General features: G+C 54.0%; 22 protein-coding genes. 14 read left to right on the top strand and 8 right to left on the bottom strand.

The window, feature by feature from the left end; all coding sequences use genetic code 11:
* The first annotated feature begins 22 nt into the window (after nt 1-22).
* The 13 genes from tsf (at nt 23) to lpxB (ending at nt 13,576) form a co-directional block, all read left to right on the top strand.
* Nucleotides 23-946: a translation elongation factor Ts gene (tsf, locus tag G512_RS0105915; protein WP_028480910.1), complete on the top strand. Its 924-nt coding sequence runs from the start codon at nt 23-25 to the stop codon at nt 944-946.
* A gap of 66 nt (nt 947-1,012) precedes the next feature.
* Nucleotides 1,013-1,732, top strand: coding sequence for a UMP kinase (pyrH, locus tag G512_RS0105920; RefSeq protein WP_028480911.1), 720 nt, complete (start codon nt 1,013-1,015; stop codon nt 1,730-1,732).
* A gap of 102 nt (nt 1,733-1,834) precedes the next feature.
* The gene (gene frr / locus G512_RS0105925) at nt 1,835-2,392 is read left to right on the top strand and encodes a ribosome recycling factor (RefSeq protein ID WP_028480912.1); all 558 of its coding nucleotides are present in this window, start codon (nt 1,835-1,837) and stop codon (nt 2,390-2,392) included.
* Nucleotides 2,393-2,418: 26 nt separating this feature from the next.
* Nucleotides 2,419-3,189, top strand: coding sequence for an isoprenyl transferase (locus G512_RS0105930; protein ID WP_028480913.1), 771 nt, complete (start codon nt 2,419-2,421; stop codon nt 3,187-3,189).
* Nucleotides 3,170-4,051 carry a phosphatidate cytidylyltransferase gene (locus G512_RS0105935; protein ID WP_051269002.1) on the top strand — a complete coding sequence of 294 codons (882 nt, stop codon included), beginning with the start codon at nt 3,170-3,172 and terminating at the stop codon, nt 4,049-4,051. Before G512_RS0105930 ends, G512_RS0105935 begins: the two co-directional genes overlap by 20 nt.
* A gap of 36 nt (nt 4,052-4,087) precedes the next feature.
* Nucleotides 4,088-5,257: a 1-deoxy-D-xylulose-5-phosphate reductoisomerase gene (gene dxr / locus G512_RS0105940; RefSeq protein WP_036488684.1), complete on the top strand. Its 1,170-nt coding sequence runs from the start codon at nt 4,088-4,090 to the stop codon at nt 5,255-5,257.
* A 63-nt stretch (nt 5,258-5,320) separates the two neighbouring features.
* Nucleotides 5,321-6,457 carry an RIP metalloprotease RseP gene (rseP, locus tag G512_RS0105945; RefSeq protein ID WP_028480916.1) on the top strand — a complete coding sequence of 379 codons (1,137 nt, stop codon included), beginning with the start codon at nt 5,321-5,323 and terminating at the stop codon, nt 6,455-6,457.
* 168 nt (nt 6,458-6,625) lie between these two features.
* On the top strand, nt 6,626-8,998 hold the full coding sequence (gene bamA / locus G512_RS0105950) for an outer membrane protein assembly factor BamA (RefSeq protein ID WP_028480917.1): 2,373 nt from the start codon (nt 6,626-6,628) through the stop codon (nt 8,996-8,998).
* 67 nt (nt 8,999-9,065) lie between these two features.
* The gene (gene lpxD, locus G512_RS0105955) at nt 9,066-10,106 is read left to right on the top strand and encodes a UDP-3-O-(3-hydroxymyristoyl)glucosamine N-acyltransferase (protein ID WP_028480918.1); all 1,041 of its coding nucleotides are present in this window, start codon (nt 9,066-9,068) and stop codon (nt 10,104-10,106) included.
* Nucleotides 10,107-10,229: 123 nt separating this feature from the next.
* Complete coding sequence (gene fabZ / locus G512_RS0105960) at nt 10,230-10,700, top strand: 3-hydroxyacyl-ACP dehydratase FabZ (protein WP_028480919.1); 471 nt, start codon at nt 10,230-10,232, stop codon at nt 10,698-10,700.
* 7 nt (nt 10,701-10,707) lie between these two features.
* Complete coding sequence (lpxA, locus tag G512_RS0105965; protein WP_028480920.1) at nt 10,708-11,511, top strand: acyl-ACP--UDP-N-acetylglucosamine O-acyltransferase; 804 nt, start codon at nt 10,708-10,710, stop codon at nt 11,509-11,511.
* A gap of 8 nt (nt 11,512-11,519) precedes the next feature.
* Nucleotides 11,520-12,383 carry an LpxI family protein gene (locus tag G512_RS0105970; RefSeq protein ID WP_028480921.1) on the top strand — a complete coding sequence of 288 codons (864 nt, stop codon included), beginning with the start codon at nt 11,520-11,522 and terminating at the stop codon, nt 12,381-12,383.
* Complete coding sequence (gene lpxB, locus G512_RS0105975) at nt 12,380-13,576, top strand: lipid-A-disaccharide synthase (protein WP_028480922.1); 1,197 nt, start codon at nt 12,380-12,382, stop codon at nt 13,574-13,576. The genes G512_RS0105970 and lpxB overlap by 4 nt, the downstream gene beginning before the upstream one ends.
* 134 nt (nt 13,577-13,710) lie before the next feature.
* Here the strand turns inward: lpxB and gltA are convergent, their stop codons facing one another.
* Together gltA and gltX are read right to left on the bottom strand one after the other, a co-directional pair.
* Nucleotides 13,711-15,003, bottom strand: coding sequence for a citrate synthase (gene gltA / locus G512_RS0105980; RefSeq protein WP_028480923.1), 1,293 nt, complete (start codon nt 15,001-15,003; stop codon nt 13,711-13,713).
* A 230-nt stretch (nt 15,004-15,233) separates the two neighbouring features.
* Nucleotides 15,234-16,658: a glutamate--tRNA ligase gene (gene gltX, locus G512_RS0105985; RefSeq protein WP_028480924.1), complete on the bottom strand. Its 1,425-nt coding sequence runs from the start codon at nt 16,656-16,658 to the stop codon at nt 15,234-15,236.
* Nucleotides 16,659-16,994: 336 nt separating this feature from the next.
* On the opposite strand from gltX, the gene G512_RS0105990 reads away from it, so the two are divergent.
* Nucleotides 16,995-19,208 carry a ComEC/Rec2 family competence protein gene (locus tag G512_RS0105990; protein ID WP_028480925.1) on the top strand — a complete coding sequence of 738 codons (2,214 nt, stop codon included), beginning with the start codon at nt 16,995-16,997 and terminating at the stop codon, nt 19,206-19,208.
* On the opposite strand, the gene lexA is transcribed toward G512_RS0105990, so the two are convergent.
* From lexA to G512_RS0106020, 6 genes are all read right to left on the bottom strand, one after another.
* Complete coding sequence (gene lexA, locus G512_RS0105995; RefSeq protein ID WP_028480926.1) at nt 19,191-19,910, bottom strand: transcriptional repressor LexA; 720 nt, start codon at nt 19,908-19,910, stop codon at nt 19,191-19,193. The genes G512_RS0105990 and lexA overlap by 18 nt on opposite strands.
* A 158-nt stretch (nt 19,911-20,068) precedes the next feature.
* Entirely contained in the window at nt 20,069-21,277 is a 1,209-nt protein-coding gene (locus G512_RS0106000) for a molybdopterin molybdotransferase MoeA (RefSeq protein WP_028480927.1), read from the bottom strand.
* Nucleotides 21,274-21,780 (bottom strand): cyclic pyranopterin monophosphate synthase MoaC, encoded by a 507-nt coding sequence (moaC, locus tag G512_RS0106005; protein ID WP_028480928.1) that lies wholly within the window; start codon nt 21,778-21,780, stop codon nt 21,274-21,276. The genes G512_RS0106000 and moaC overlap by 4 nt, the downstream gene beginning before the upstream one ends.
* 54 nt (nt 21,781-21,834) lie before the next feature.
* A complete protein-coding gene (gene trpC / locus G512_RS0106010) occupies nt 21,835-22,626 on the bottom strand; it encodes an indole-3-glycerol phosphate synthase TrpC (RefSeq protein WP_028480929.1) in 792 nt (263 codons plus the stop codon).
* A 21-nt stretch (nt 22,627-22,647) separates the two neighbouring features.
* A complete protein-coding gene (trpD, locus tag G512_RS0106015; protein ID WP_028480930.1) occupies nt 22,648-23,664 on the bottom strand; it encodes an anthranilate phosphoribosyltransferase in 1,017 nt (338 codons plus the stop codon).
* Between the two features lie 69 nt (nt 23,665-23,733).
* Nucleotides 23,734-25,623 (bottom strand): SurA N-terminal domain-containing protein, encoded by a 1,890-nt coding sequence (locus tag G512_RS0106020; RefSeq protein WP_028480931.1) that lies wholly within the window; start codon nt 25,621-25,623, stop codon nt 23,734-23,736.
* Nucleotides 25,624-25,877: the final 254 nt, after the last annotated feature.

The raw sequence follows: 25,877 nt of genomic DNA on the forward strand, positions 1-25,877 counted from the left end.
CTCCCGTCCAAGAGGCGATCTCATGAGCATTACCGCAGCAATGGTTAAAGAGCTCCGCGAAAAGAGCGGCGCTGGTATGATGGACTGTAAAGCAGCCCTGAAGGAAACCGACGGGGACATGGATGCAGCCGTAGATTGGCTGCGCACCAAGGGTCTGGCCAAGGCTGCCAAGAAGGCTGGTCGGGTTGCCGCCGATGGTTTGGTTGGTGTTGCTGCTGCCGGTACTAAAGCTGCTGTTGTTGAAGTGAACTCCGAAACCGACTTTGTTGCCCGTAACGAAGGGTTCCAGAAACTCGTCGGCGACATTGCTTCCGTTGCGCTTGACGTTGATGGCGATGTGGACGCACTTGCAGCAGCTTCTTACCCAGGTTCAGACAAGACCGTTGATGAAGAAATCAAGGAAGCTGTAGGTACCATCGGTGAAAACATGACCTTGCGTCGTTTCGCCAAGCTCTCCGTAAATGAAGGTGTTGTCGCATCCTACATTCACAACGCTACCGTTGATGGCATGGGCAAGATTGGTGTTCTTGTTGCTTTGGAATCTGCAGGCGACGCTGAAAAGCTGAACACACTTGGTCGTCAGATTGCGATGCACGTTGCTGCAACGAGCCCGTTGGCACTGAATGTTGATGAGCTGGATGCTGCTGATGTCGAGCGCGAACGTGCCGTTTTTGTTGAACAGGCTCGTGAATCCGGCAAGCCGGACAACATCATCGAGAAGATGGTTGAGGGCCGCCTGCGCAAGTTCTACGAGGAAGTAACACTGGTCAAGCAGAGCTTTGTTATCAATCCTGACCTTAGTGTAGAAGCTGCTGTTGAAGAAGCTGCCAAGGAAATCGGTTCGCCGATCAAGCTGGCCGGTTTCGTTCGCTTCGGTCTTGGTGAAGGTATCGAGAAAGAAGAAACAGACTTTGCTGCAGAAGTCGCAGCAGCTGCTGGTAATTAATTTTTGGAGGGCGCCGATTCCAGTCGGCGCCCTTTTTGTATCTAAACCTAGGTGAAGGGGTTGAAGATGTCGGATCAACTACGTTGGAAACGGGTTCTGCTTAAGCTGTCTGGCGAAGCCCTAATGGGAGAACAGCAATTCGGGATCGATCCCGCAGTGGTTGAACGCGTGGCGCGTGAAATCGCAGAAGCTGTCGCGCTTGGCGCGCAATTCGGCATCGTTGTTGGCGGCGGTAATATTTTCCGAGGGGTGTCCTTGGCAGCGAAGGGCGGCAATCGGGTCACCGGCGACCATATGGGCATGTTGGCGACAGTCATGAACTCCTTGACCCTTGCTGACGCGTTGAACAGCCTTGGTGTGCAGGCGCGCGTATTGTCCGCAGTGCCGGTACCTTCCATTTGTGAGACATTCACCCAGCGCGGCGCTGAGCGATATATGGAAGATGGCGATGTGATCCTGTTTGCCGGCGGCACTGGCAACCCATTCTTTTCTACTGATTCTGGAGCGGCTCTGAGAGCGGCAGAAATGCAGTGCAATGCCTTTTTGAAAGGCACTCAGGTAGATGGCGTTTATGACTGCGATCCGAAGTTCAACCCGGATGCAATGCGCTATGACACACTGACTCCCGGCGAAGTTCTTGAAAAGAACCTTAAAGTCATGGATGCGACGGCGATTGCACTTGCCCGGGACAACGCTATTCCTGTAGTGGTGTTCTCCATCCATACCTCCGGTGCATTGGTAAATGTGCTGCGAGGGCAGGGCCTCTTCACTGTTGTATCTGACTAAGAGACCTTGCGGGGCACTGGTGTGGTGCGGAAGGACGAATTACGTTGTACCGTACCATTCGGTGGTAACAGCTGCTGTGAATAGATTTTGAAAGAGGTTAGTATGTCGGAGCTCGATTATAACGATTTACGTCGCCGCATGACAGGCGCGATTTCGGCTTTGAAACATGAGTTTTCCGGGCTTCGCACCGGGCGTGCTTCTTCCAGCATGCTGGATCCAATCACTGTCGAAGCCTATGGCTCGCAAATGCCGGTTAACCAGGTGGCAACCGTAAGTGTTCCTGAACCACGCATGGTGTCCGTGCAGGTTTGGGACAAATCCATGGTTTCTGCCGTGGAGAAGGCTATTCGTGAATCCAATCTTGGTTTGAATCCAGTCGTAGATGGCACCGTCTTGCGTTTGCCGATTCCGGAGTTGAACGAAGAGCGGCGCGTGGAGCTGGCCAAGGTTGCGCACAAGTATGCAGAGGCTGCCAAGGTCGCAATTCGTCATGTTCGCCGGGATGGAATGGATCTGGTCAAAAAGGCTGAGAAGGCCGGTGATATGGGCGAAGACGAGAGCCATGTCGCGCAGGACAAGGTTCAAAAGATGACAGACGAGTTCATCGCCGAAGTAGATGAAGTGCTTGCCAAGAAAGAGCAGGAAATCAAGCAGGTTTGATGGGCTTGGTCCAAGGTGGTGTGCCAATGACGGCTACAGTGCAAGAGGAAACGCAGGACCGGTACGCACCGGCGGACCCGTCCGGATTGCCTCGTCATGTAGCCATCATCATGGATGGCAACGGGCGGTGGGCAGCTTTGCGCGGCCTGCCGCGCACCGAAGGGCATCGCAATGGCGTCAAGACCGTTCGGCAGATTGTTCGTCGTGCGGGCGAACTCGGTATCCAATACCTGACCTTGTTTGCCTTTTCCTCCGAGAACTGGTCGAGACCACACGCGGAAGTGAAATTTCTCATGGGCCTGTTGCGGGCCTATGTGCGCTCCGATCTGAAGGATTTGCGTGAGAGCAATGTTCGCATCCGAGTGATCGGCTCCAGAGACGGATTGGATCCCGGTATTCTGTCGTTGCTGGAACAGGCCGAGCAGGGTACGGCGGATTGCACCGGGCTTGAGTTGGTGCTGGCGTTCAATTACGGCGCTCGCGATGAAATGGTGAGAGCTGTTCGCCAATTATCTTTGGAGGTTGCGCGTGGGGGCAAGCAACCCGAGGAAATTACCAGCGCGGATATTGAGTCCCATCTCGATACAGCGGGACTCCCGGACCCTGATCTGATTATCCGAACTAGCGGAGAGCAGCGGCTTTCAAACTTCTTGCTCTGGCAGGCGGCATATGCAGAGTTTTACTTTGCGCCGATGCACTGGCCGGATTTTGATTGCAGTGCCTTCGAAGAGGCCCTCAGTTGTTTCAAGAACCGGGAACGCCGTTTTGGCGGGGTCGGTGCAGCTGTTTCCACTTGAAGTAGACCACTTTTTGAAAGCACGGGCCTTGTTCGAGAAGATAACGCGTAAGAACCCAGACCTTTTCGTCAGATTTTTGTCAGCGCTAGCGCTGGGGCCGTTTGCATTGCTTGTGTGTTGGGTCGGTGGGATTTACTTCTCGGCATTCGTGCTTGTGGCTACACTGCTGGTTTTCTGGGAATGGAATCTGATCGTCTTCAAGGGACGGCGTAGTGTCGCCTTTTATTTCGGGTTGTGTGCGCTTGTTCTTACTGCGGGGCTTGCTGAATTGCACAGTGTTGCCGCTGCCTTGATGGTTGGCGCGGTGAGTGTGCCAGCTGTGTGGGGTTTTGAGACAAGAGGAAACGGCGCATTGTTGGCAAAAGGGTTTTCATACTCTGCTGCCTCTCTGGTTTCCTTGGTTGCCATACGCCATGGCACTGTGGGTTTTGAGCTGGTTCTTTATCTTTATTTCGTTGTTTGGGGAACAGATATTGCGGCTTACTTTAGCGGGCGTACGTTAGGCGGCCCCAAATTGTGGCCTCGTGTATCGCCCAGCAAGACCTGGAGCGGAGCGATCGGCGGGTTTTTGTTCGCTGCGTTGATGGGTGCACTTATTGCTCACTTTACGGGGTTCATGAGCGTTATTGCTGGTTTCGTCGTGGCTTCGGTCCTGTCGGTGGCCTCTCAAGCTGGAGACCTATATGAATCCTCTTTGAAGCGTCGTTTCGGCGTGAAGGATTCCAGCCAGTTGATTCCCGGGCATGGTGGCCTGATGGACCGAGTTGATGGGCTTGTCTTTGCTGCCATAGCTGCTTATGTCTTCGGTGTGTTGCTTGGGGGCCAAGTGTCTGACCCCGGTCTTGGTTTGCTCGCCCTTTAAGGGCTCTGTGAGCCTCTTCTGTTTAATGGGTTGCTGATGAGCCGCCAAAAAATCATTCTTCTTGGTGCAACCGGGTCAATCGGCCTGAGCACTGTTGATCTCATTTCCAAGAATTCCGAGCGCTATGATGTGGTGTGCGTGGTGGCCAATCGCAATGCGGAGGGGCTGGCCAAGGCTGCGCGGCGCGTTCAGGCGCGTCATGCCGTTTTGAATGATGAAACTGAGCTCGACACACTCGCGGACTTGTTGAAAGGTAGCGGTATTACCGTAAGTGGAGGGCGGCAAGCCGTTCTTGACCAATGCGCCGAACCTGTAGATCTGGTTGTCTCCGGGATGGTTGGGGCCGCTGGACTGGAACCCAATCTTGCGGCCATTGGTGCCGGTAGCGATCTGGCGCTGGCGAACAAAGAATCCCTTGTTTGTGCGGGAAAACTGGTACTGGATGCCGTGAAGCGCAACAATGTTCGCCTGCTGCCAGTCGATTCCGAGCACAATGCTGTATTCCAGGTTTTTGAACGCAGTAATGCGGATCACATCGAGAAGGTGATCATCACAGCTTCAGGCGGGCCGTTTCGTCATGCCTCGAAAGAGAGAATGCGCGCCGCAACACCTGCCGATGCCTTGAAACACCCCAATTGGGAGATGGGTGCGCGAATTACCATCGATAGCGCAACCATGATGAACAAGGCCTTTGAAGTCATTGAAACATTACACCTTTTTCCTTTAAAACCTTCGCAAATCGAGGTTGTTGTACACCCTCAAAGTATTGTTCACGGTATGGTACAATACTCCGATGGGTCTTTGCTGGCGCAGATGGGGCCAGCGGATATGCGAGTTCCGATTGCGCATTGTTTAGGGCATCCAGAGCGCCTGTCGGTTGATGCTCAAAGGCTTGATCTTGCGACCTTGGGACAGCTCACATTTGAAGCGCCAGATGCGCAAAGGTTTCCGTCCATGCGCTTGGTATGGGATGTAATCGATAAGGGAGATGGCGCCGGCGCTGCGTTCAATGCGGCAGACGAAATGGCCGTTTCGGCATTCTTGAAAGAGCGCATTGGTTTTCTGGATATTGTCTCTGTTGTCGAAGACGCACTTGGGCAGATGGAGGCAAGGAATTTACTGTCACAACCGTCTAGTATTGCAGAAGTACTGCATATTGACGGAGAGGCGCGCCGAATAGCGTCCGATATCATTAGCACCATCTGAGCGCCCGCTCACAACGCGGGATGCCAGTACCAACGCTGAAAAGCATATAAGAAAGGGCACTTGATGGAGCTGTTAAGTTCGGTTCTGGGCGGAACATTGGGATACATCATTCCGTTCCTGTTCGTGCTGACCGTTGTTGTCTTCTTCCACGAGCTCGGACATTTTTTGGTGGCGCGTTGGTGCGGCGTAAAGGTAGATGCATTCTCTATCGGTTTTGGGCCGGAGTTGACCGGGCGCTTTGACAAAAAGGGGACGCGCTGGAAGCTCTGCGCCATTCCTTTGGGTGGTTACGTTCGGTTTGCCGGCGATGAAAACGAAGCCAGCGTTCCTGATCAGGATGCTCTTGCCAATATGAGTGAAGAGGACCGAAAAGGAGCTTTTCAAGCCAAACCTGTATGGCAGCGCGCGGCGGTTGTGGCCGCCGGCCCATTTGCCAATTTTCTTCTTGCTATCGTTATTTTTGCCGGGCTGTTCGGATTTTACGGCAAGGTGGAAACCGTTCCGCGCGTTGATGTGGTCCGGGAAGACAGTGCTGCAGCAGCAGCGGGTATCAAGCCTGGTGATGTCATAGTATCGGTGGATGGAACCCCGATTGCCAGCTTCTCCGATTTGCAGCGGGCTGTTTCCGTTAATGCTGGTATTCCGCTCCTGATTGGTATTGACCGTGAAGGCGCGTTTATTGAGGTAACCGCGACGCCGGAACGCCGGGAAATCACCGATCAATTTGGCAACACGCAAAAGGTTGGGATTCTCGGAATTCAGCGCAATACAACTGCAGATGATGTAACGGTGAAGCGATTTGGGCCGCTGGAGGCGGTGGCTGAAGGTGTGCGAGAAACCTGGTTCATTATAGAGCGGACAGGAGGCTACATTGCGGGTTTGTTTGCCGGTCGCGAGGATCCGGATCAGTTGGGCGGACCGATCCGTGTTGCGCAAATGTCAGGTCAGGTCGCCAGCATCGGGATTTTGCCACTCATTAACCTGACAGCATTACTCTCAGTGAGTATTGGGTTGTTGAACTTGTTGCCAGTGCCTATGCTTGATGGCGGGCATCTGTTGTTTTACGCAGCTGAAGCTATTCGGGGAAAGCCTCTCGGACCAAAAGTTCAAGAGTATGGCTTCAGGATAGGAATCACTCTTGTCCTTATGCTAATGGTCTTCGCAACTTGGAACGACCTGCGTTTATTAATAAGTCCATAGCGTTAACCCTCGGCGGTTATTGGGTAAAATTACATGGAAACCGTCGTCCTACGGTTGCTTTAGGCTGAAAACCTTGTACAAAGTTCCAAGGTGTTTCAGATTCTATCCATTTCCTCAGGTAGCGGGGGGTACCGCAAACTGGGGCAGACTATAAAGGCATAGCTTTCTATGCAGCGTATTAAGAGCCTGTCACGAATTTCACTGCTGGCGCTGACCGTTACTGGGGCAGGGGTTGCGCTTCCGGCTGATGTGTCTCCATTTGGGGCGTCTGTCGCTGAAGCTGCTGTTGTCAGTCGGATCAATGTACAGGGTGCAACCCGTATCGAAGACGATACGGTGCGCAACTACCTGACAATCCGCCCGGGTCAGCCCTTTACGGCCATCGATATCGATGAGAGCCTTACCACTTTGTACGCGACCGGCTTGTTCGCCGATGTCTCCATTTCGCAACGGGGTAGTACTCTGGTTGTGGAAGTTGTCGAGAACCCGGTAATTGGACGCGTTTCCTTTGAAGGCAACGATCGGATCAAGGATGAGGCGCTTAAGAGCGTTGTTCGTTCGCAATCCCGATCCATGCTGACAAAAGCTCGCGTGCAGTCAGACGTGCAAAACATTCTCGAAGCCTACCGGCGGTCTGGTCGCTTCCGTGCTTCCGTAGAGCCGAAGATCATTGAACGTGGCAATAACCGCGTTGATCTGGTCTTTGAAATCGACGAAGGCGACAAGACCGGCGTTTCGCGCATCAGTTTCATAGGGAATGCAGCCTTTAGTGATGGTCGTTTGCGCGATCAGATTCAGACGCGCGAAAGCGGTCTGTTGAGCTGGCTGCGGACGACGGATACCTATGATCCTGATCGTCTGGAGGCAGACCAAGAGCTTCTTCGCCAGTTCTACTACCAGCATGGCTATGCGGATTTCCGCATTGTGTCTGCTGTGGCGGATCTGGATCGCGAGCAGAATATCTTCTATGTCACCTTCACGGTGGATGAAGGAGAGAAGTACACCTTTGGCGAAGTGGATATCGAAACCTCTTTGTCTCAGGTAGACCCAGAGGCGCTTCGCCAGTATGTCCGTACGGATCCGGGTGATACTTACAACTCACTTGAAGTTGAAAAGACCTTGGAAGACCTGACAATCGAAGTGTCCAAGGGTGGGTACGCGTTTGCTCAGGTGCGTCCGCGTGGTATCCGTGATTACGAAAACAAGACGATTTCGCTGACCTATCTGATTGAAGAAGGTCCGCGCGTTTATGTGGAACGGATCAATATCCGCGGTAATGATCGGACGCGTGAATATGTTATTCGCCGCGAGTTTGATATTGCGGAAGGCGATGCCTATAACCGAGTGCTGCTTGACAAGGCAGAGCGTCGTCTGAACAATACACGTTACTTCAAGTCGGTTCGGATTTCCCGTCAGCAGGGTAGTGCACCTGACAAGGTGATTATCAATGTGGACGTGGAAGAGCAGCCAACCGGTGAAGTTTCCTTTGGTGTGGGGTACTCGACATCTGATGGTGTCATCGGCGATCTGTCGATTACTGAGAAAAACTTCCTCGGTCGTGGCCAGTTCGTGAAGGCTGCTATCGGTGGTGGTACCGAAACACAGAGTTACGAGTTCAAGTTCGTCGAGCCGTTCTTCCTTGGTCGTCGTATTTCTGCAGGCCTTGAGGTCTACCGCAAGGTTTATGAAGAAAACGATACGCGTGCCTATGAAGAGAAGACAACGGGTGGTGGCATTAACTTTGGTCTTCCACTGCGTGAAGATGAGTTGACGTTGAACCTGTTCTACAAGATCTACGAGACTGACCTGTCTCGTGATGATGTGACCGGGTTGTCGGATTGCAATAACGCCAATGAAGACGTCTCTCTGGCTGTTTGCGATTCTCTCGGTAACTATCTGACCTCCCTTGGTGGGTACTCGCTTGTTTGGAACTCGTTGGATAACAATATCAATCCGCGGGATGGTATCTACAGCAAGTTCCAGCAGGACTTTGCCGGTATCGGCGGGGACTCTCAATACATTGAAACGACCTTTGAAGGGCGTGTGTATCAGGAGTTGGTGCCGTCTTGGGGGCTTGTCGGTTTCTTGAAGGGTGAAGCTGGACAGATCGAATCTATCGGCAATCGCCTGAGGGTTTCTGATCAGTTCCAAGGCTCCTCAGATTTGATCCGCGGTTTCGAAAGCAACGGGTTCGGCCCACGTGACTCCAATGGTGACGCTCTGGGCGGCAAGTACTACGTTGCTGCGACCGTTGAGGGTCAGATGCCTGTACCGTTCTTGCCTGATGAGCTTGGACTGTCTATGGCAGCATTCGCTGATGCGGGCTCCTTGTGGGGCGTGGACAACGAGCTCAAGGATGCTATTGCCAGCGGATCTGACACGATCGAGTCCGAGGACTTCGACCTGCGCGCGTCGGTTGGTGTTGGTGTTCTGTGGCAGTCTCCGTTTGGTCCGCTGCGTGCAGACTTTGCTTGGCCGCTTGCCAAGAACGATGCCGACGAAACACAGGTATTCAAGCTCAGTGGTGGTACCCGCTTCTGATCTTGACAAAAGTGATTATAATCGGCCGCCGAAACGTTCGGCGGCCTTTTTTCGTTTGTAGGACACTATGACTGATCCAAAATTCTTTCCCGAGTGCACCCCTGTTAGCTTGAAGCAAATTGCGGAGTGGGCAGACGCGGAGCTGGTCCGCGGTGATCCTGATGCAACAGTGACGTCTGTTGCTCCGCTGGATGAGGGCGGGGAAGGCACCCTGGTCTTTATCGACAATCCCAAGTATGCGCCGCAGCTGGAAGCTGTTCACGCGACGGCTTGCCTGACACCAAAAAAGTATCTAGATCGTGTACCAAACGGTGTGGCAGCCTTGTTGGCCAAGGATCCGTACAGGAGTTTGGCAAAGGTTTTGGCAAAGATGGTGCCCGAAGCCATGGCACCGACACCAGTGATCCGGCAAGGTGGAATAAATCCCAAAGCTGTTGTCAGCGATACTGCGGTTCTGGAGGATGACGTGGTATTGGAAGCCGGGGCTGTGATTGGTGATGGCGCCCATGTGGGAGCTGGTACGGTTATTGGTCCAAATTCGGTAATTGGTGCATCCTGCCAGATTGGCCGCAACACCCGAATTTCAGCCAATGTGACCATTCAGCATGCGCTTGTTGGTGACCGTGTCATCATTCATCCCGGCGTTGCAATTGGACAAGACGGATTCGGGTTTGCAATGGGGCCTGGCGGTCACCTGAAGGTACCCCAGATTGGTCGCGTCATTATTCAGAACGACGTCGAAATCGGCGCCAATACAACGATCGACCGGGGGGCGAACCGCGATACCGTGATTGGAGAAGGAACCAAGATCGACAATCAGGTTCAGATTGGCCACAACGTCAATATTGGACGTCATTGTGTCATCGTTTCTCAAGTTGGTATTTCTGGTAGCGCCACTCTTGAAGATTACGTCGCAATTGGCGGGCAAACCGGCGTCGCCGGACATATTCGGATTGGAATGGCGGCGCAGGTTGCGGCGGTGTCAGTAGTCAATGATGACCTGCCTGGCGGCGGTCGTTATGGAGGAACTCCGGCAAAACCTGTCCGTCAATGGTTCCGTGAAATGGCGGCACTTAGCAAATTGGCGGAAAAAGACGGGAAAAGCTGAGCATTCTAGCATTTTCCATTGTTGTTTAGCCGGTCATGCTGCTGGTTTTTCCTTGTCGGCTTTGCTAACAACCGTTTTTGAAGATCCCAGAGGGTTGATTGATTGTAGTTTGAGGCTTTGAGCATGAGTGACTCTGAAAAAACAACGCTGAATAGCGCTGATATTATGAAGGTGATGGAGTTGTTGCCACACCGTTATCCATTTTTGATGATTGATAGGATTATCGAGATGGATGGTGACAACTCGGGTATTGGCATCAAGAACGTTACAATCAACGAGCCACATTTCCAGGGTCACTTTCCCAAGCAGCCGGTGATGCCAGGAGTTCTTCTCATTGAAGCCATGGCACAGACGGCCGGGGCGTTGTGCATCAATGCTCGCGATAACAATTCGAACCCGTCGCTGGTCTATTTCATGACCATCGACAAATGTAAATTCCGCAAGCCGGTGGTGCCGGGTGATCAGGTGCACTTCAATGTGAAGAAGATCCGCAACCGCGCAACCATTTGGAAGTTCGAGTGCGTGGCAACTGTTGACGGCCAGAAGGTGGCCGAAGCCGAAGTGAGCGCCATGCTCGTCGATTCAGAAACCTGAGGTTCTGATGCAAGAGATACATCCCACTGCCGTAATCGAGGCAGGGGCGGTTTTAGGTGAAGACGTAAAGGTTGGGCCATTCTGTATGGTTGGGCCCAATGTGGTATTAGGCGACAATGTTGAGTTGGTTTCTCACGTGGTTGTCGCCGGGCACACTTCCATTGGCGCACGCACGCGGATCTTTCCGTTTGCCAGTATCGGGCACCAGCCTCAGGACCTGAAGTACGCTGGTGAGGAAACACGCCTCGAAATTGGCCAAGACAACCAGATCCGCGAACATGTCACCATGAACCCGGGCACTGCAGGTGGCGGTGGCCTGACCAAGGTTGGCGACCAGTGCCTGTTTATGGCGAGTAGCCATGTGGGGCATGACTGTAAGGTCGGTAACAATGCGATTCTGGCCAACAATGCAACGCTAGCTGGTCATGTCGAGGTTGAGGATTTCGTGATTTTCGGCGGTCTGTCTGCAGTCCGCCAATGGTGCCGTATTGGGGCCCACTCCATCATCGGGGGGCTTACAGGTGTTGAGTTTGACGTGATCCCATTCGGGTCCGTAATTGGTGATCGTGCAAGGCTGCATGGGCTAAACCTGATTGGCTTGAAACGTCGCAACTACAGTCGCGATGAAATTCATGCGCTTCGCCACGCCTATAAGGATATTTTTGAGGGCGATACAGGTACTTTGCGCGAACGCGCAGCAAAGGCGCGTGAAACCTATGAGGGGCGTGAAGGTGTTCAACAACTGACGGACTTTCTGTTGGTTGAGGGGGATCGCCGGTTCTGTACGCCGAGAAAAGGTGCGGAGGGCTAAACGCCGTTATGGACGCGCTAGGTCCTATTGCCGTGGTAGCTGGCGGCGGCCGTCTTCCTGCGCAAGTCATTCGTGCAGCTGAGCTCAGTGGCCGCGAAGTTATTACCATTGCGATCAAGGGGGAGGCGGATGCCTCCCTTTCCGCATTTGACCCCGTTGTTTTAGGGTGGGGGCAGATTGGAAAGCTGTTCGACACGATTCATCAGGCCGGAGCCAAAGAGGTGGTGCTGATTGGATCTGTCACACGGCGGCCTGACTTTACCTCTATCGTTGGAGACTTGGGAACGATGCGGCGACTGCCTCGTATCCTGAGCGCGCTTGTGGGCGGTGATGACAGCTTGCTGGTGCGCGTCATGGGTATATTCGAACGGGAGGGTCTTCGCGTGATTGGTGCGCACGAACTGGCTCCGGAGCTGCTTGCGAGCGGTGGCGTCATGGCAGGCCCGTATCCGGATGATCAAGACAATCTTGCTGTAAAACTGGGCGTCGAAGCGGTTCGGATGCTGGGTGCCCTCGACATCGGGCAGGCGGCGATTGCGGTTGGTACACGGGTTGTCGCCGTCGAAGGCGCCGAAGGAACCGACGCAATGCTGGTGCGTTGCCGTGACCTGCGAGAGAACGGTCGCGTTCGGGCGAAAGGCCGCGCGGGGGTGCTTGTAAAGTGCGCCAAGCCTGACCAGGATTTACGTGTCGATCTTCCAACAGTTGGCCCGGATACGGTGCGACGCGCCCAGGCGGCTCAACTGAAGGGTATTGCGGTTGAAGCAGGAAGGGTGTTGATTTCTGATCGCGAAGAGACATTGGCTGTTTGCAATGAACTCGGCATCTTTCTGCTGGGGATTGAAGCGCGCGCGAAGGAGCCAACGCCATGAGGCAGGAACCACCCCTTTCGGTCTACATTGTGGTGGGTGAGGAGTCCGGGGATCAACTGGGAGCAGAACTGATCCGCGCACTGCGAGAGCGAACAGGAAGACCTTTGGTCGTTCAGGGCGTTGGAGGGGAGCGATTGTCCCGGGAAGGCTTGCAGAGCCTTTTTCCGCTTCAGGACATTGCCGTTATGGGGCTGTCGGCCGTATTGGCGCGTCTGCCGGCAATCGTGAAACGTGTATACCAATGCGTTGATGATGTGATTGCAAAAGACCCGGATGTTTTGCTGATTATTGATAGTCCGGACTTTACTCACAACGTCGCTAAGCGGGTGCGCAAAAAGGCACCCCATATTCCAATCGTGGACTACGTTTCTCCTTCGGTTTGGGCATGGCGCCCCGGCCGGGCACGGAAGATGGCAGCATATGTTGATCATCTCCTGGCGTTGTTGCCATTTGAACCTGAGGTCCATCGTGAGTTAGGTGGGCCCGCGACCACGTATGTTGGGCACCCTTTGATCGAGCGCTTGGATAATCTGCGCCCGAAAGATGGGGAGAGGGCACCAATGAGTGCTCAGGAGCGAACGGTCCTTGTGCTTCCGGGCAGCCGCGGTAGTGAAGTATCCCGTTTGATGGAACCTTTTGGCAAGGCTGTGGCGCGTATTGCAGAAGCTTGGCCAGACGCTCATTTTGTGATGCCTGCCGTCGCTCATCAGGAAGCGCGTATTCGCGATGCACTTCAAAGTTGGGCTATTCAGCCTGAGATTGTCATTGGAGAACCTGCCAAGTTCGCGGCCTTTCGCAAGGCTCACGCCGCTCTGGCAGCCAGTGGCACAGTCTCACTGGAACTTGCCATATCTGGCGTACCGATGGTTGTGGCATATAAACTCGACTGGTTCTTCCGCCGTCTCAAAGACATCCATCGATTTATCCCGATTGCCACAGTGGACAGCATGGTCTTGCCGAACCTTGTTTTGGGGCGCAATGTCGTTCCAGAGTATTTGGATGAAGATGCAAATGGACCGGCTTTGGCGGATCGTGTGATCTCTCTTTTGAATCAAGACAGCGTGGCCCGGAACTTACAGGTCGAAGCATTCAATCAGCTCGACAGGATCATGAAACTTCCGGATGGAGAGAGCCAGGCCGGAAAGGCAGCACAGATCCTTCTCACGACAGCTGAAAAGCGTCACACAGCCTAGGTTTGGGCCAATCTACAGGCCATTTTCTGTTGTAGTGCGTATAGAAGCGAGAACGCGTACGCCAAGCATGAGTGACGTGCAACGAAAAAAGAGGGCATGACGCCCTCTTTTTGAGTTTTATTCGAATAGTATTTTCAGCGGCGCTGGTCGATTGGCAGGTAGTCGCGCGGTGCAGCGCCCGTGTAGAGCTGGCGCGGGCGGCCAATGCGCTGAGATGGATCCTCAACCATTTCTTTCCACTGAGCAATCCAACCAACCGTGCGGGCCAGGGCAAACAGCACTGTGAACATTGTGGTTGGGAAGCCCAGGGCGCGAAGTGTGATGCCGGAGTAGAAATCGATGTTTGGATAGAGCTTCTTCTCAACGAAGTACTCATCTGACAGCGCGATCTTTTCCAGTTCCATCGCGACCTGCAACAGCGGGTCGTCCTGATGGCCCAGCTCTGCAAGTACCTCATGCGTTGTTTTTTGCATGATGCGCGCGCGCGGGTCGTAGTTCTTGTAAACGCGGTGACCAAAGCCCATGAGACGGAACGGATCATCCTTGTCCTTGGCCCGTGCGATGAACTCCGGAATGCGGTCAACAGAACCGATTTCGGAGAGCATGTTCAACGCGGCTTCATTTGCACCGCCATGTGCCGGCCCCCAGAGGCATGCAATACCAGCAGCAATACACGCGAACGGATTGGCACCGGAGGAGCCTGCCAGGCGAACCGTTGATGTCGATGCATTCTGTTCATGATCTGCGTGAAGGATGAAGATCCGATCCATGGCGCGGGCCAGTACCGGGTTCACCTTGTAATCCTCGCAGGGAACAGCAAAGCACATGTGCAGGAAGTTTGCTGCATAGTCCAAGTCATTGCGTGGAAAAACAAACGGCTGACCGATGTGGTACTTGTAAGCCATTGCGGCAATTGTCGGCATCTTTGCCACCATGCGCAAAGATGCAATCATCCGCTGGTGAGGGTCGGTAATGTCCGTCGAGTCATGATAGAATGCGGACATTGCACCAACAATACCGGTCATCACGGCCATTGGGTGTGCATCGCGACGGAACCCGGAATAAAAACGGGTCATCTGCTCATGCACCATGGTGTGATAAGTCACGCGATGTACGAAATCGTCTTTCTGTGCGCGGGTTGGCAGCTCTCCATAAAGCAGCAGGTAGCAGCTTTCCAGAAAATCTCCGTGTTCGGCCAGTTGCTCAATCGGATAGCCGCGGTACAACAGCGTTCCCTGATCACCATCAATGTAGGTGATTTTGGATTCGCAGGATGCGGTTGAGGTAAAACCGGGGTCGTAGGTAAAGCGGCCCGTGTCCTTGTAAAGCGCGCCGATGTCGATAACGTCTGGTCCAACTGAACCTTCGCGGACATTGAGGTCCCACGTTTCGTCACCGATTGTCAGTTTTGCAGTTTTGTCGCTCATATAGGCAACCCCCTTGTTAAGGTGTCCCCCGCCACTCGATCCCCAATATTGTGTACACGGGGATACATTCAAGCATCTGATGCCGACGCCGGAGGAGTGTCGTCGAGGAGTTGCTATCGCATTTAGGGTTTTCCCGCAAGCACTGGCAACTATGGCTTTTGTACTAATAGGGGAACTACCGCAGCGGCTTCCTGCCAAGTTTTACGATAGTTCCCCAGATTTTTGAGAAATTATTGCGCTACATCCCGGATGCGGGCGACAGATTCTTGCTTTCCGAGCACTTCGAGTACATCAAAAATCCCCGGAGACGTACCCCGGCCGGTAAGGGCTGCTCGCAATGGCTGAGCGACCTTACCCAGTTTGAGCTCTTCTTTCTCCGCAAAAGCACGTACCACGGCATCAGTGGTTTCTGCGTTCCAGATATCCAGAGCCTCGAGCTGCGGAGCCAAGCGACCAAGGAGTGCACGTGCATCTTCGGAAAGCAGCTTTGCGGCCTTTTCATCGAGGTCCAAAGGGCGCTGAACCCACAGGTAGCGGGCCGATTCATGCAATTCCACCAGTGTCTTGGCCCGCTCTTTCAAGCCGGGGAGAGCTGCAATGAACTTTTGGGCGTTTGCTTCGGTTTCCAACCAAGTGAGAACCTCAGCGCCATTGTCCACGGCCTTCAGGTACTCCTTGAAAAGCTCAGCGAGCTCTTCGTCATCGGTGGAGCGCATATAGTGGCCGTTCAGGTTTTCCAGCTTTTGAAAGTCGAAACGCGACGGAGACCGTCCAATTGCGTCGAAATCAAACCACTTGACCATTTGATCAGTTGAGAAAATTTCCTCATCACCATGAGACCATCCCAGCCGTGCCAGATAGTTTCGCATGGCAGCAGGCAGGTATCCCATGGCTCTGTAGGTCTCGGCTCCAAGGGCGCCATGGCGTTTTGATAGTTTTGCACCGTCTGGCCCGTGAATCAGAGGAATATGTGCCATGACCGGAGTATCCCAGCCCATAGCCTTGTAAATTAGAGCCTGGCGCGCAGCGTTTGTCAGGTGGTCATCGCCTCGGATTATGTGCGTTACGCCCATGTCGTGATCGTCTACCACAACGGCCAGCATGTAGGTGGGCGAGCCATCTGAGCGCAGAATGACAAGATCATCTAGATCCTTATTTGGGAAGGTAACAGAACCCTGGACCATGTCCTCGATGACAGTTTCCCCGTTCAGAGGCGCTTTAAGGCGTACCACGGGCGATATGCCCTCTGGTGCCTCCGATGGATCACGGTCCCGCCAGCGTCCGTCGTAACGGGGCGGCCGGCCTTCTGCGCGGGCTTTCTCGCGCATCTCATCCAATTCCTCCTGAGAGGCATAACAATAATAGGCTTGTCCTGCTTCGACCAGTTGCTTGGCCACTTCGCGATGACGCTCGCCACGGCTGTATTGGGAAACCGGTTCGCCGTCCCAATCGATGCCCATCCAGGTCAGTCCATCGAGTAGGGCTGTTACAGCCTCTTCAGTGGAGCGTGCGCGGTCGGTATCTTCGATGCGCAGCAGCATCTTGCCACCATGGCCCTTGGCATAGAGCCAGTTGAACAGGGCGGTGCGAGCCCCGCCGATGTGGAGAAAGCCCGTGGGAGAAGGCGCAAAGCGCGTGACAATGCTCTCAGTCATTTGTGATTTTTCAGTCTCTTGTGTTCAACCAAGCAAATACGGCGGAAGTCGCCAGTTTGATGGCTGTGTACCATAGGGGGCGCGTCCACCCAAGGCCTGTATTGAGTAAGAAGTTGATTGCCAGTGAACTCTTCCGCACGTAGCGAGCCAACCGACTTGTCGGCGTCCGCAACCCAGAAAAGCGAACCTACTCCGCGTTCGGGCGATGCAATGTCACTTGCTGTTGGCAATGACCCCGAAACTATCAAATGCAATAGGGTAAAAAGACATAATTACAAATATTTAAAACATTTTTTTAAACTAGAATATTGGGGTCTTCATGCGTTGATTCAAGAGATGGACCGGGACTTACAGCGTGGGATTGGGCCCTTGTGGGGTGCCGTGCTCTTCGCCGCAGGTCTCTGGTTCTACTATAGTGTAGCGTTTGAGCCTCATATCAGTGCGTCGGCCAGCATTTTCGTCCTGGCTTGCGTCGCGGCTGTGCGACAGAGTCGCCGCGGTGCGCGTGCCTGGGTACCTGCTTGCATAATGCTGATCATGTCCGGGGTCTTGTCAGGGCAGGTGCAGACCCGCCTTCATGATGGTCCGCGGTTATCCCGTGCTCTGACGAGTGATTTCGAAGGGCGAGTTGTCGACATAGAGGAACGGGAGAATGGTGTAACACGCCTATGGGTATCGTTCTCAAAGATTGATAAGCTTGAACCTTCCAGCATGCCGTCGCTGGGCCGTGTGACCACGCGCGCCCACACTGGCCATTTGAAAGTTGGCGATACGGTTACGGCTTTGGCACGTCTGATGCCGTTGCCCGGGGCTGTTTACCCGGGTGGCTATGATTTCGGACGTAGTGCGTTTTTCTCAGGCATCGACACCGTGGGCTTTACCATGGGCGACATCAAAAGGGTGGCGAGAGGACCGCCTGTTTTGGCTGCCGGTTGGTTGGAGACGTTGAGACACGGCGCTGCAAGCCGAATTCAATACCATATGGGAGATACCCCCGAAGCGGCATTGGCGATTGCCTTGCTGGTTGGTGAGCGAGGCTATTTGGAGGAGGAGGATCAAGAAGCCCTTCGAATGGCGGGGCTTGCTCATTTGCTTGCCATATCTGGCTTGCATATGAGTTTGGTGGCGGCATTGGTGTTTTTTTCCATGCGCCATGGTTTGGCATTGTTTCGAGAGTTCGCGCTCACCCATTCTGTGCATCGCTTGGCATCGTTCTCCGCCCTCACAGTTTCTACCGGCTACCTAATGCTTTCTGGCGCCTCAGTCGCAACACAGCGTGCTTACATCATGGTTGTGATCGTGCTTTTGGCCGGTGTTATGGGGCGGTGGGGCTTGAGCCTGCGCAGCTTGGGACTTGCTGCGTTTGCGGTTCTGTTGGTGGCACCTCACAATCTCATTGCGCCGGGATTTCAGATGTCTTTTGCAGCGGTAGCGGCGCTGCTTGCCGTTTATGCGTTATGGCGAGATTTTAAAGCCCGCCGAACGGTTTTACACGGGCCTTCAGCCGAGAAGCGATTTGGACGTATCCTGAAAGGCGCCTTGGCGTGGTTTGTTGCTTGCGGGGCTACCTCCTTGATTGCAGAGGCGGCTATTGGTCCCATTGCCGCCTATCACTTCCAAAAGGTTGCTCCTTATGGCCTTGTTGCAAACTTGGCGGCCATGCCCGTTTTCAGCTTCGCAGCCATGCCCTTTGGTTTGATAGGGCTACTCGCAATGCCTATGGGGGCGGAGGGGCCATTTCTTCAGCTCATGAGTCTTGCCTTGAGCTGGGTACTTTGGGTTGCTCATGAGGTGGAAAGGCTCACAGGATCCATCGGGTTCATCGGAATGGTAAGTGGTTGGGGTACATTTTTGATGGTGGGCAGCATTCTTGCCCTAGCGCTCCTGCCGGGGCGGTTCAAGGTTTTAACCTTTATACCGATCATCGCGGCAGGTGTGGCGTTTACGCTATATCGCCCGCCGGATATTCTGGTCTCCGACAATGGCCGAACGATTGCCTTTCATACCCGTGAAGGAGAGCCGCGTGTGACTGCACGCCGTGCATCATTTGTCCCATCCGTATTTCTAAAGGCATTCGGCGTTGGCGATGCAGAGTTCAAGGCGCATCGCGCTTCTGATGATGATCAGTCCTGCGATGACCAAGGCTGTGTTATGTCGCTCTTTCCAGCCGGTGGTTTGCCAAGCTCTGTTTCACAGGGTAAACCGTCAGCGCCAAGTTCAGACAATAAACGAGTCAGCCGAGTACATGGCCTTCGACTGGCCATGCCCAGAACTACAGACTCGCTCCTTAAAGATTGCCGGTTCGCAGAGATTATCGTGACAACCTTACAAGCTCCTGAGACTTGTAGCGCTAAGCTTGTCATCGATGCGCAACGCCTTGCTCGATTTGGCAGCCATGCTTTGTGGCTCGGCGTAGAGGCTGCCGAGGCCGACAGAAATAGCGACTTCAAGGTTCGCCTTGAACGTATCCAGACGTCTTACAGACCGGTCAGGCGCCCTTGGGAACCGGAGGTTGCCGATTGGGCGCGTGGTTTAGTAACTGCGGAATAAAGCCACCAGCTTACCCTGAATACGCACGCGGTCCGGCCCAAAAATCCGTGTTTCATAGTCGGGGTTTGCCGCTTCCAATGCGATGGTGCCGCCCTTCTTGCGCAGTCGCTTCAAAGTGGCTTCTTCATCGTCAACCAATGCGACAACAATATCTCCTGTCTCGGCAGTGTCGCCACGTCGGATCAACACCGTGTCGCCATCCAGAATGCCTGCATCGATCATGGAATCACCTCGCACCTCAAGGGCGTAATGATCACCTCTGCTAAGCATGTCACTGGGCATGGTTATCGAGTGGCTATGCGTTTGAATTGCTTCGATGGGCACCCCAGCCGCGATGCGGCCCATAACCGGAACTTCCACTGTCGATGCTGTCGTGGATACAGGCGCGGGATCCGACTGAGATGGAACAGCCTCCTTGCCAAGAGAGCCTTCAATTACTTCCGGGGAGAAGCCCTTGGTGCGCTGGCTTCGGGCAGGCTGCGCACTGGTCTCAGGTAGCTTGATGACTTCCAGCGCTCTTGCGCGATTGGGAAGGCGCCGGATGAACCCTCGCTCTTCCAACGCCGTGATCAAGCGGTGGATGCCTGATTTTGAACGAAGTTCAAGTGCTTCTTTCATTTCGTCAAAAGAAGGGGGGACGCCTGTTTCCTGCAGTCTTGCATGGATGAACATGAGCAATTCATGTTGCTTTTTGGTCAACATCGCCAGCTTCCCCGTTGTGGTGCCCTGTAAATCGAGTGCGTCAGTACAAAACGCGAACACAACCCTACCTGTTCCTATTGTGTTCTGCAAGGCTTAAGGCGCGGTTATTTCCCCCAATTTCCCGCGGAAGAAGGGGCTGCCAGGTTCCGTGAGCCGAGTCAGAGTGGGATGTATGGAACCTCTTTTCCTTCGGAAGCTTCCGGTGCATGAGGTGGGCGGATAATCAAGGCTTGTGATTGATGAAACAACGAAAGCATCGATGAATCTTGGGTTTTGAAAGGCTGGAGGGTCTCGCGACCACTGTCAGAGACAATGCGCGCACGCACGTAGTCTTGCCGCATGTCGTTTTGGGGCAGGGGGCTTGCGAGCGGCAGGACTGGGTGGTCTGTGGGGTTGGTGGCTGGGCTCTGGCCAAGCATGGTTTGGATCAACGGCACAAGGAACAGCAACCCGCAAACGAGGCTGGATACCGGGTTGCCCGGTAAGCCCAAAACTTTCATTTCACCTATGCTGCCCGCCATGAGAGGCTTTCCGGGACGCATGGCGATGCGCCAAAACTCAAGGTCCATACCGGCATTACCGAGGGTTTTCTGAATAAGATCATGATCACCGACGGACGCACCACCCAGGGTTACGAGTATGTCGCAGTTGAGGGTGATGGCTTTGGTAACCCTCTTGGCTATCTCCTGTTCATTGTCCGGAGCTATTCCGAGCATGACGGGTATTGCGCCCGAGCGGCGGACCAGTTCGGCTATTCCGATCTGATTTGAAGCAATGATCTGGTTGGGACCAGGGACTTGGCCGGGTTCCACCAGTTCATCCCCATTGGCAAGAATGGCGACCCGTGGCTTGCAATGGACCGGGAGCGTCGGGTGGTTCATGGCTCCGGCAAGGGCGAGGGCTCGATAGTCGAGCTGTTGTCCAGCATGTAGCAGGGTGTCGTTTTGCGAAAAGTCCAGTCCGGCGGCCCGAATGTGTTTGCCCTCGTCAACGGACTGAAGGGCATAGACCATTTCGCCGTCCCGGCGCGCGTATTCTTGAATGAGAATGGCGTTTGCCCCGTCAGGGATGGGTGCGCCGGTAAAAATACGGAGGGCCTCACCTTGTTTAAGGCTGCCTTTATAGGCGTGGCCTGCCGGAGCTTCACCAATAACCCGCAGTGGATCGTTGGCGCGGGTCGTGTCGCTTGCGCGCACCGCATAGCCATCCATTGCAGAAGCTGAGAAAGGCGGCTGGGTTCGGGTTGCGCGGACGTCTTTCGCCAGAACGCGCGCTCCGGCGTCAAGAAGCGGGACTTGTTCAATGTTGGTTTGTTTTACGTCTGCCAACAGGCTTTTCAGGGCAGCTTCGACACTAATGAGGCTCATTCCGCTGATCCTTTTTCATCCGCGAGGAATGGACCCGATTTTCCGCCAGTTTTCTCAAGGAGGCGAAGGCTCACAATTTCCATCCCCGGATCTATGGCTTTGGCCATGTCGTATATTGTCAGACAGGCTACGGAAGCTGCGGTCAGCGCTTCCATTTCAACGCCGGTTTGACCTGAGACCTTGGCTGTGACGGTAACGTCCAGCCCCGGCAACGCATGGTTTTCCGTTATATCGACAGAGACCTTGGAAAGGGGTAGGGGGTGGCAAAGTGGGATCAACTCATGGGTGCGCTTTGCTGCCATGATGCCTGCCAATCGTGCTGTACCCAGTACATCACCCTTTTTGGCGTTTCCTGCCAAAATGGTCTCCAAAGTTTGCGTTTTCATGCGCACGGACCCTGCCGCACGGGCGGTTCGCGCAGTCTGGGGTTTTTCGGAGACATCCACCATGTGGGCTTCGCCTGCGGTGTTGATGTGAGATAATTGTGACGCCGCTTTTGGCATGAATACCCCTCAAGGCAGAGATGAATCAGGAGGGGTATTCCAACGTAAATTTGCTCAGGAGTGCAAGAGTGTTCGTGTGGCGTGAGTGACATCATGTTGGCGCATCAGGCTCTCGCCAATTAGAAACGTAGTAATGCCAGCCTGTTTCATGCGTTCCAGGTCTTCCCGAGTGAAAAGGCCGGATTCTCCTACAAGCAACCGCTCGTTTGGTACCATTTCAGCGAGGCGCTCACTGGTTTCCAATGAGGTTTCGAATGTTTTTAGGTTTCGATTGTTCACGCCGACAAGGCGGGACTGCAGACGCAGGGCTCTTTCCATCTCAGGTTCGTCATGAACTTCGATCAGTGCATCCATACCCAATGAAAAGGCAGCTTGCTCCAAATCAGCAGCAAGCGCATCATCGACGGCGGCCATGATGATCAAAATGCAGTCAGCACCCCACGCGCGCGCCTCGTAAACCTGATAGGTGTCATATAAAAAATCCTTGCGCAGGGCAGGGAGGGACACCGCTTCTCTTGCTTGTTTCAGATAGTCCGGCTTGCCTTGAAACGAAGGCGTGTCGGTGAGCACGGAAAGGCATGTTGCCCCCCCTTTTTCATAGGCTCTGGCCAACTCTGGAGGATTGAAATCGGCGCGAATGAGACCCTTCGATGGGCTTGCCTTCTTGATCTCCGCAATCAAGCCGTACTCCCCAACCGACCTCTTGGCTTCCAGAGCTTTGAGAAAACCGCGTGTTGGAGCCTGCTCCTCAGCTCTCTGGCGCAGCGTAGACAAGTCAACGGTCTGCTTTGCAATCGCTATTTCTTCGCGTTTGTAAGCTTCGATTTTTTTCAGAATATCGGCCATCGCCAGACAGTCCTCTTCACGTCAGCTGTTGGAAATCCGCACCAGGTCAGACAGATGACGGCTGGCTGCGCCGCTGTCGATTGCATGGGTTGCCATATCAACACCTTGTAGCAGGGTTTCAGCCTTGTCCGCGACGATCAGTGATGCGGCGGCATTCAGCACTACGACGTCGCGGTAAGGATTCCTTTCCCCATCCAGAACCTTGCGCAGCGCTTGGGCGTTTTCCTTCGGCTCACCGCCTTTCAGGTCTTGGGGATCTGCGAGTGGCAATCCTGCATCCTGAGGCGCGATGGTGAATTCATTGACTTCGCCGTCTTTCAATTCCGCAACATAGGTGGGGCCGGTCGTGGTAATCTCATCCAGACCGTCACTACCATGTACGATCCAAGCTTTTTCCGTGCCGAGCACGCGCAGTGTTTCCGCTACTGGTCGAACCCAGGGACGGGCGTAAACCCCCGTCATTTGCCGCTTTACCGAGGCGGGGTTGGCCAAGGGGCCCAAGAGATTGAAGATCGTGCGGGTCCCAAGTTCCATACGAGCCGGACCGACGTGCTTCATGGCGGAGTGGTGGTTTGGGGCGAACATGAACCCAATGCCAGCCCCATTGACGCATTCAGCGATTTTTGACGGCGGAATGTCGAGATTGATACCAAGTTCGACCAGGGCTTCGGAGGAACCGGAACGTGATGAAAGCGACCTGTTGCCATGCTTGGCTACCGGGACGCCGCAGGCTGCTACAACCAAAGCCGTACAGGTAGAAATGTTGTAGGTGCCCGATCCATCGCCGCCTGTTCCCACGATATCTATGGCCTGTTGTGGAACGCCAAGCACTGGGGTCATCTTCGCGCGCATGGTTTCAACCGCTCCGGAGATCTCGTCGATGGTTTCACCGCGCACACGCAGAGCCATCAGAAATCCGCCAATCTGCGCTGGGGTTGCTCCACCGGACATGATGATCTCAAACGCTTCACGCGCTTCCATGTGAGTCAAGGCTGTACCATCTGCGACAATGGCGATCAGATCTTTCAAGTTTCGCATGTCCGTTGTCCCGAGTTCAAATTGAAACGGCCGGAACAAAGTGTCCCGGCCGTGTGTCTTTTCAGATACTTATTGTGCGGCCATGCCCGATATCTGATTGAACAGAGTTTGATTGACGCGAACGCCCGCTTCTTGTTCAACACGCGCGATAAACTGGGATACCAGCGAGTTCTGCAGATCCGCGGAGAGTTGACTGGTCATGTTGCGCATCTGAGGGGATTCTGTGAATTGGGCAGGTGTCGTAGTGTCTGCAACCTGAAGAACCAAACGAGATCCATCCTGCGCAGATACTTCTGCCGTTGTTCCAACTGGCCCGGAGAAGATAGCCTGCAGTGCTTCCGCGCCTATCAGCTCAGTTGGTTGCTCGCGGGTCAAGCCATCGGCGTTTTGAACTGTCAGTTCTCTTGCTGTGGCAACAGCCTCAAGTGTTTTGCCAGCCTCAATTTCCGCCAGAATTTCTTCGGAAAGTTGCTTGAGTTGCTCAGCTTCGCGATGCGCTGTCCAATCCGCAACTACCTTGGCGCGTACCTCTTCAAGGCTGCGTTCACGCTCAGGGTCAACGCGCGCAACTTCAAACCACAGGTAGCCGTTCCGTCCAATGTTGATTGGATCATTTTCAATACCCACGTCACTGTCGAAAGTAGCGGCGATCAAGTCTTGTTTGACAGGAAGGTCGACAGCTTGCTCATCGGGGTTTTGACCAGACTGGTCAAACAGTGGGCTTTGAACGAGGTCCAGATCAAAGCGTTCCGCTACTTCGTTGAAAGAACTGCCGCCAGCGCGCGCATCCTCGATTTCGTTATAGAGGTCGTAAATCTCATCGGCAGCCAAATCTTCGGCCAACGCGCTGCGGATTTCATCCGCTACTTCTTCAAATGGCTCTACGCTTTCTGGCTGGATCTCCTGAACTTTCAAGATGACGTTGGTAAACCGGCCCTCAACGGCACCGCTGGTTTCCCCTTCATTCAGTTGGAAGGCAGCCTCGGCAATGGAGTCATCCAGAAAACCTGCACGCCCCATCATGCCCAGATCAACATCTGCAATCTCAAGGTCACGCTCGCTCAAGAGGTCCTCGAAGGTCTTGTTACCCTGAAGTTCTGCAGCTGCAGTTTCGGCTTCCTCCAGCGTCGGAAATGACATTTGAAGGACGCGGCGCTGTTCAGGTAGCTGATAGCGATCCTTGACCCGCTCGTACTCCTCACGCACCTGTTCTTCCGTCAATAGGGAGGGGTTGGCGATCTTCTTTGGGGTAATTTCCAAATAATTTACCTGCCGATATTCCGGGGCGCGATAGCGATCAATGTTGTCTTCGAAGTAGCTTTTCAGCTCTTCGTCAGTCGGCGTTGGAATTTCATCCAGATTGCTCTCGTCGATGCGCAGATAGGCAATTCTGCGCTCCTCCGTAATATGATTATGGAAAGCTGTCACCAAAGCTTCCGGCGCAATCAGATCTCCAACAAGCGCTTCGATCAACTGCTGGCGCTCCGCCAGATCTTGCTGAAGAAGAACGAACTCGTCCTCCGAGATGCCTGCATTGCGCAAAACCATTGCCAGACGGCTGCGATCAAAAGCGCCATTGATGCCTCGGAATGCAGGATTTTCCTGTATCGTCCTCACGATCGCTTCGTCGGACACACCGAGTTTTAGATTGGAGGCGACATCATTGAGAGCTGCTTCAGCAAGCAACTGGCTTAAAACCTGAGTCGGAATGCCGAAAGCAGCGCCTTGTTCAGGTGTGATAGGCTGGTTGAGCTGCTGCGATAGGTTGTCCAGCTGACGCCGGTAAGCAGTTTCGAACTCCAGTGAAGAAATCTCCGTGTCGCCAACTTGTGCGACGGAGTTGTTTCCAAATCCAGTAAAGACGTCAGAAATGCCCCAAATAGCAAAGCTCATGACGAGCAAGCCAATAAATACTTTTGCAACCCAGGTTCCAACGCCTCTGCGCAGCGCGTCCAGCATATTTATAAATCCGTTTTCGTGTTTCGAAGCGGCGATGACATGAGTTCATCCGCCACTGAATGCAAGGCGGGCGGATCATAAAGAGCCTGCGCTATGGGGGCAAGGCATCTGGAAACATAAATGTGAGGTTCTGCGTGCATTTAGCGATGTGATCCAGTCCATCCATGACTATATTGCTGAGGATCCTGTGAAATGCGATCGCAGGTGTTGATAACAGCAGAATGGCGCGGTGTTGTCCCATTCGATAGCGGTTT

Origin of the sequence: Pseudovibrio exalbescens DSM 16456, from assembly GCF_000422785.1 — a bacterium.
Lineage (GTDB): Bacteria > Pseudomonadota > Alphaproteobacteria > Rhizobiales > Stappiaceae > Pseudovibrio > Pseudovibrio exalbescens.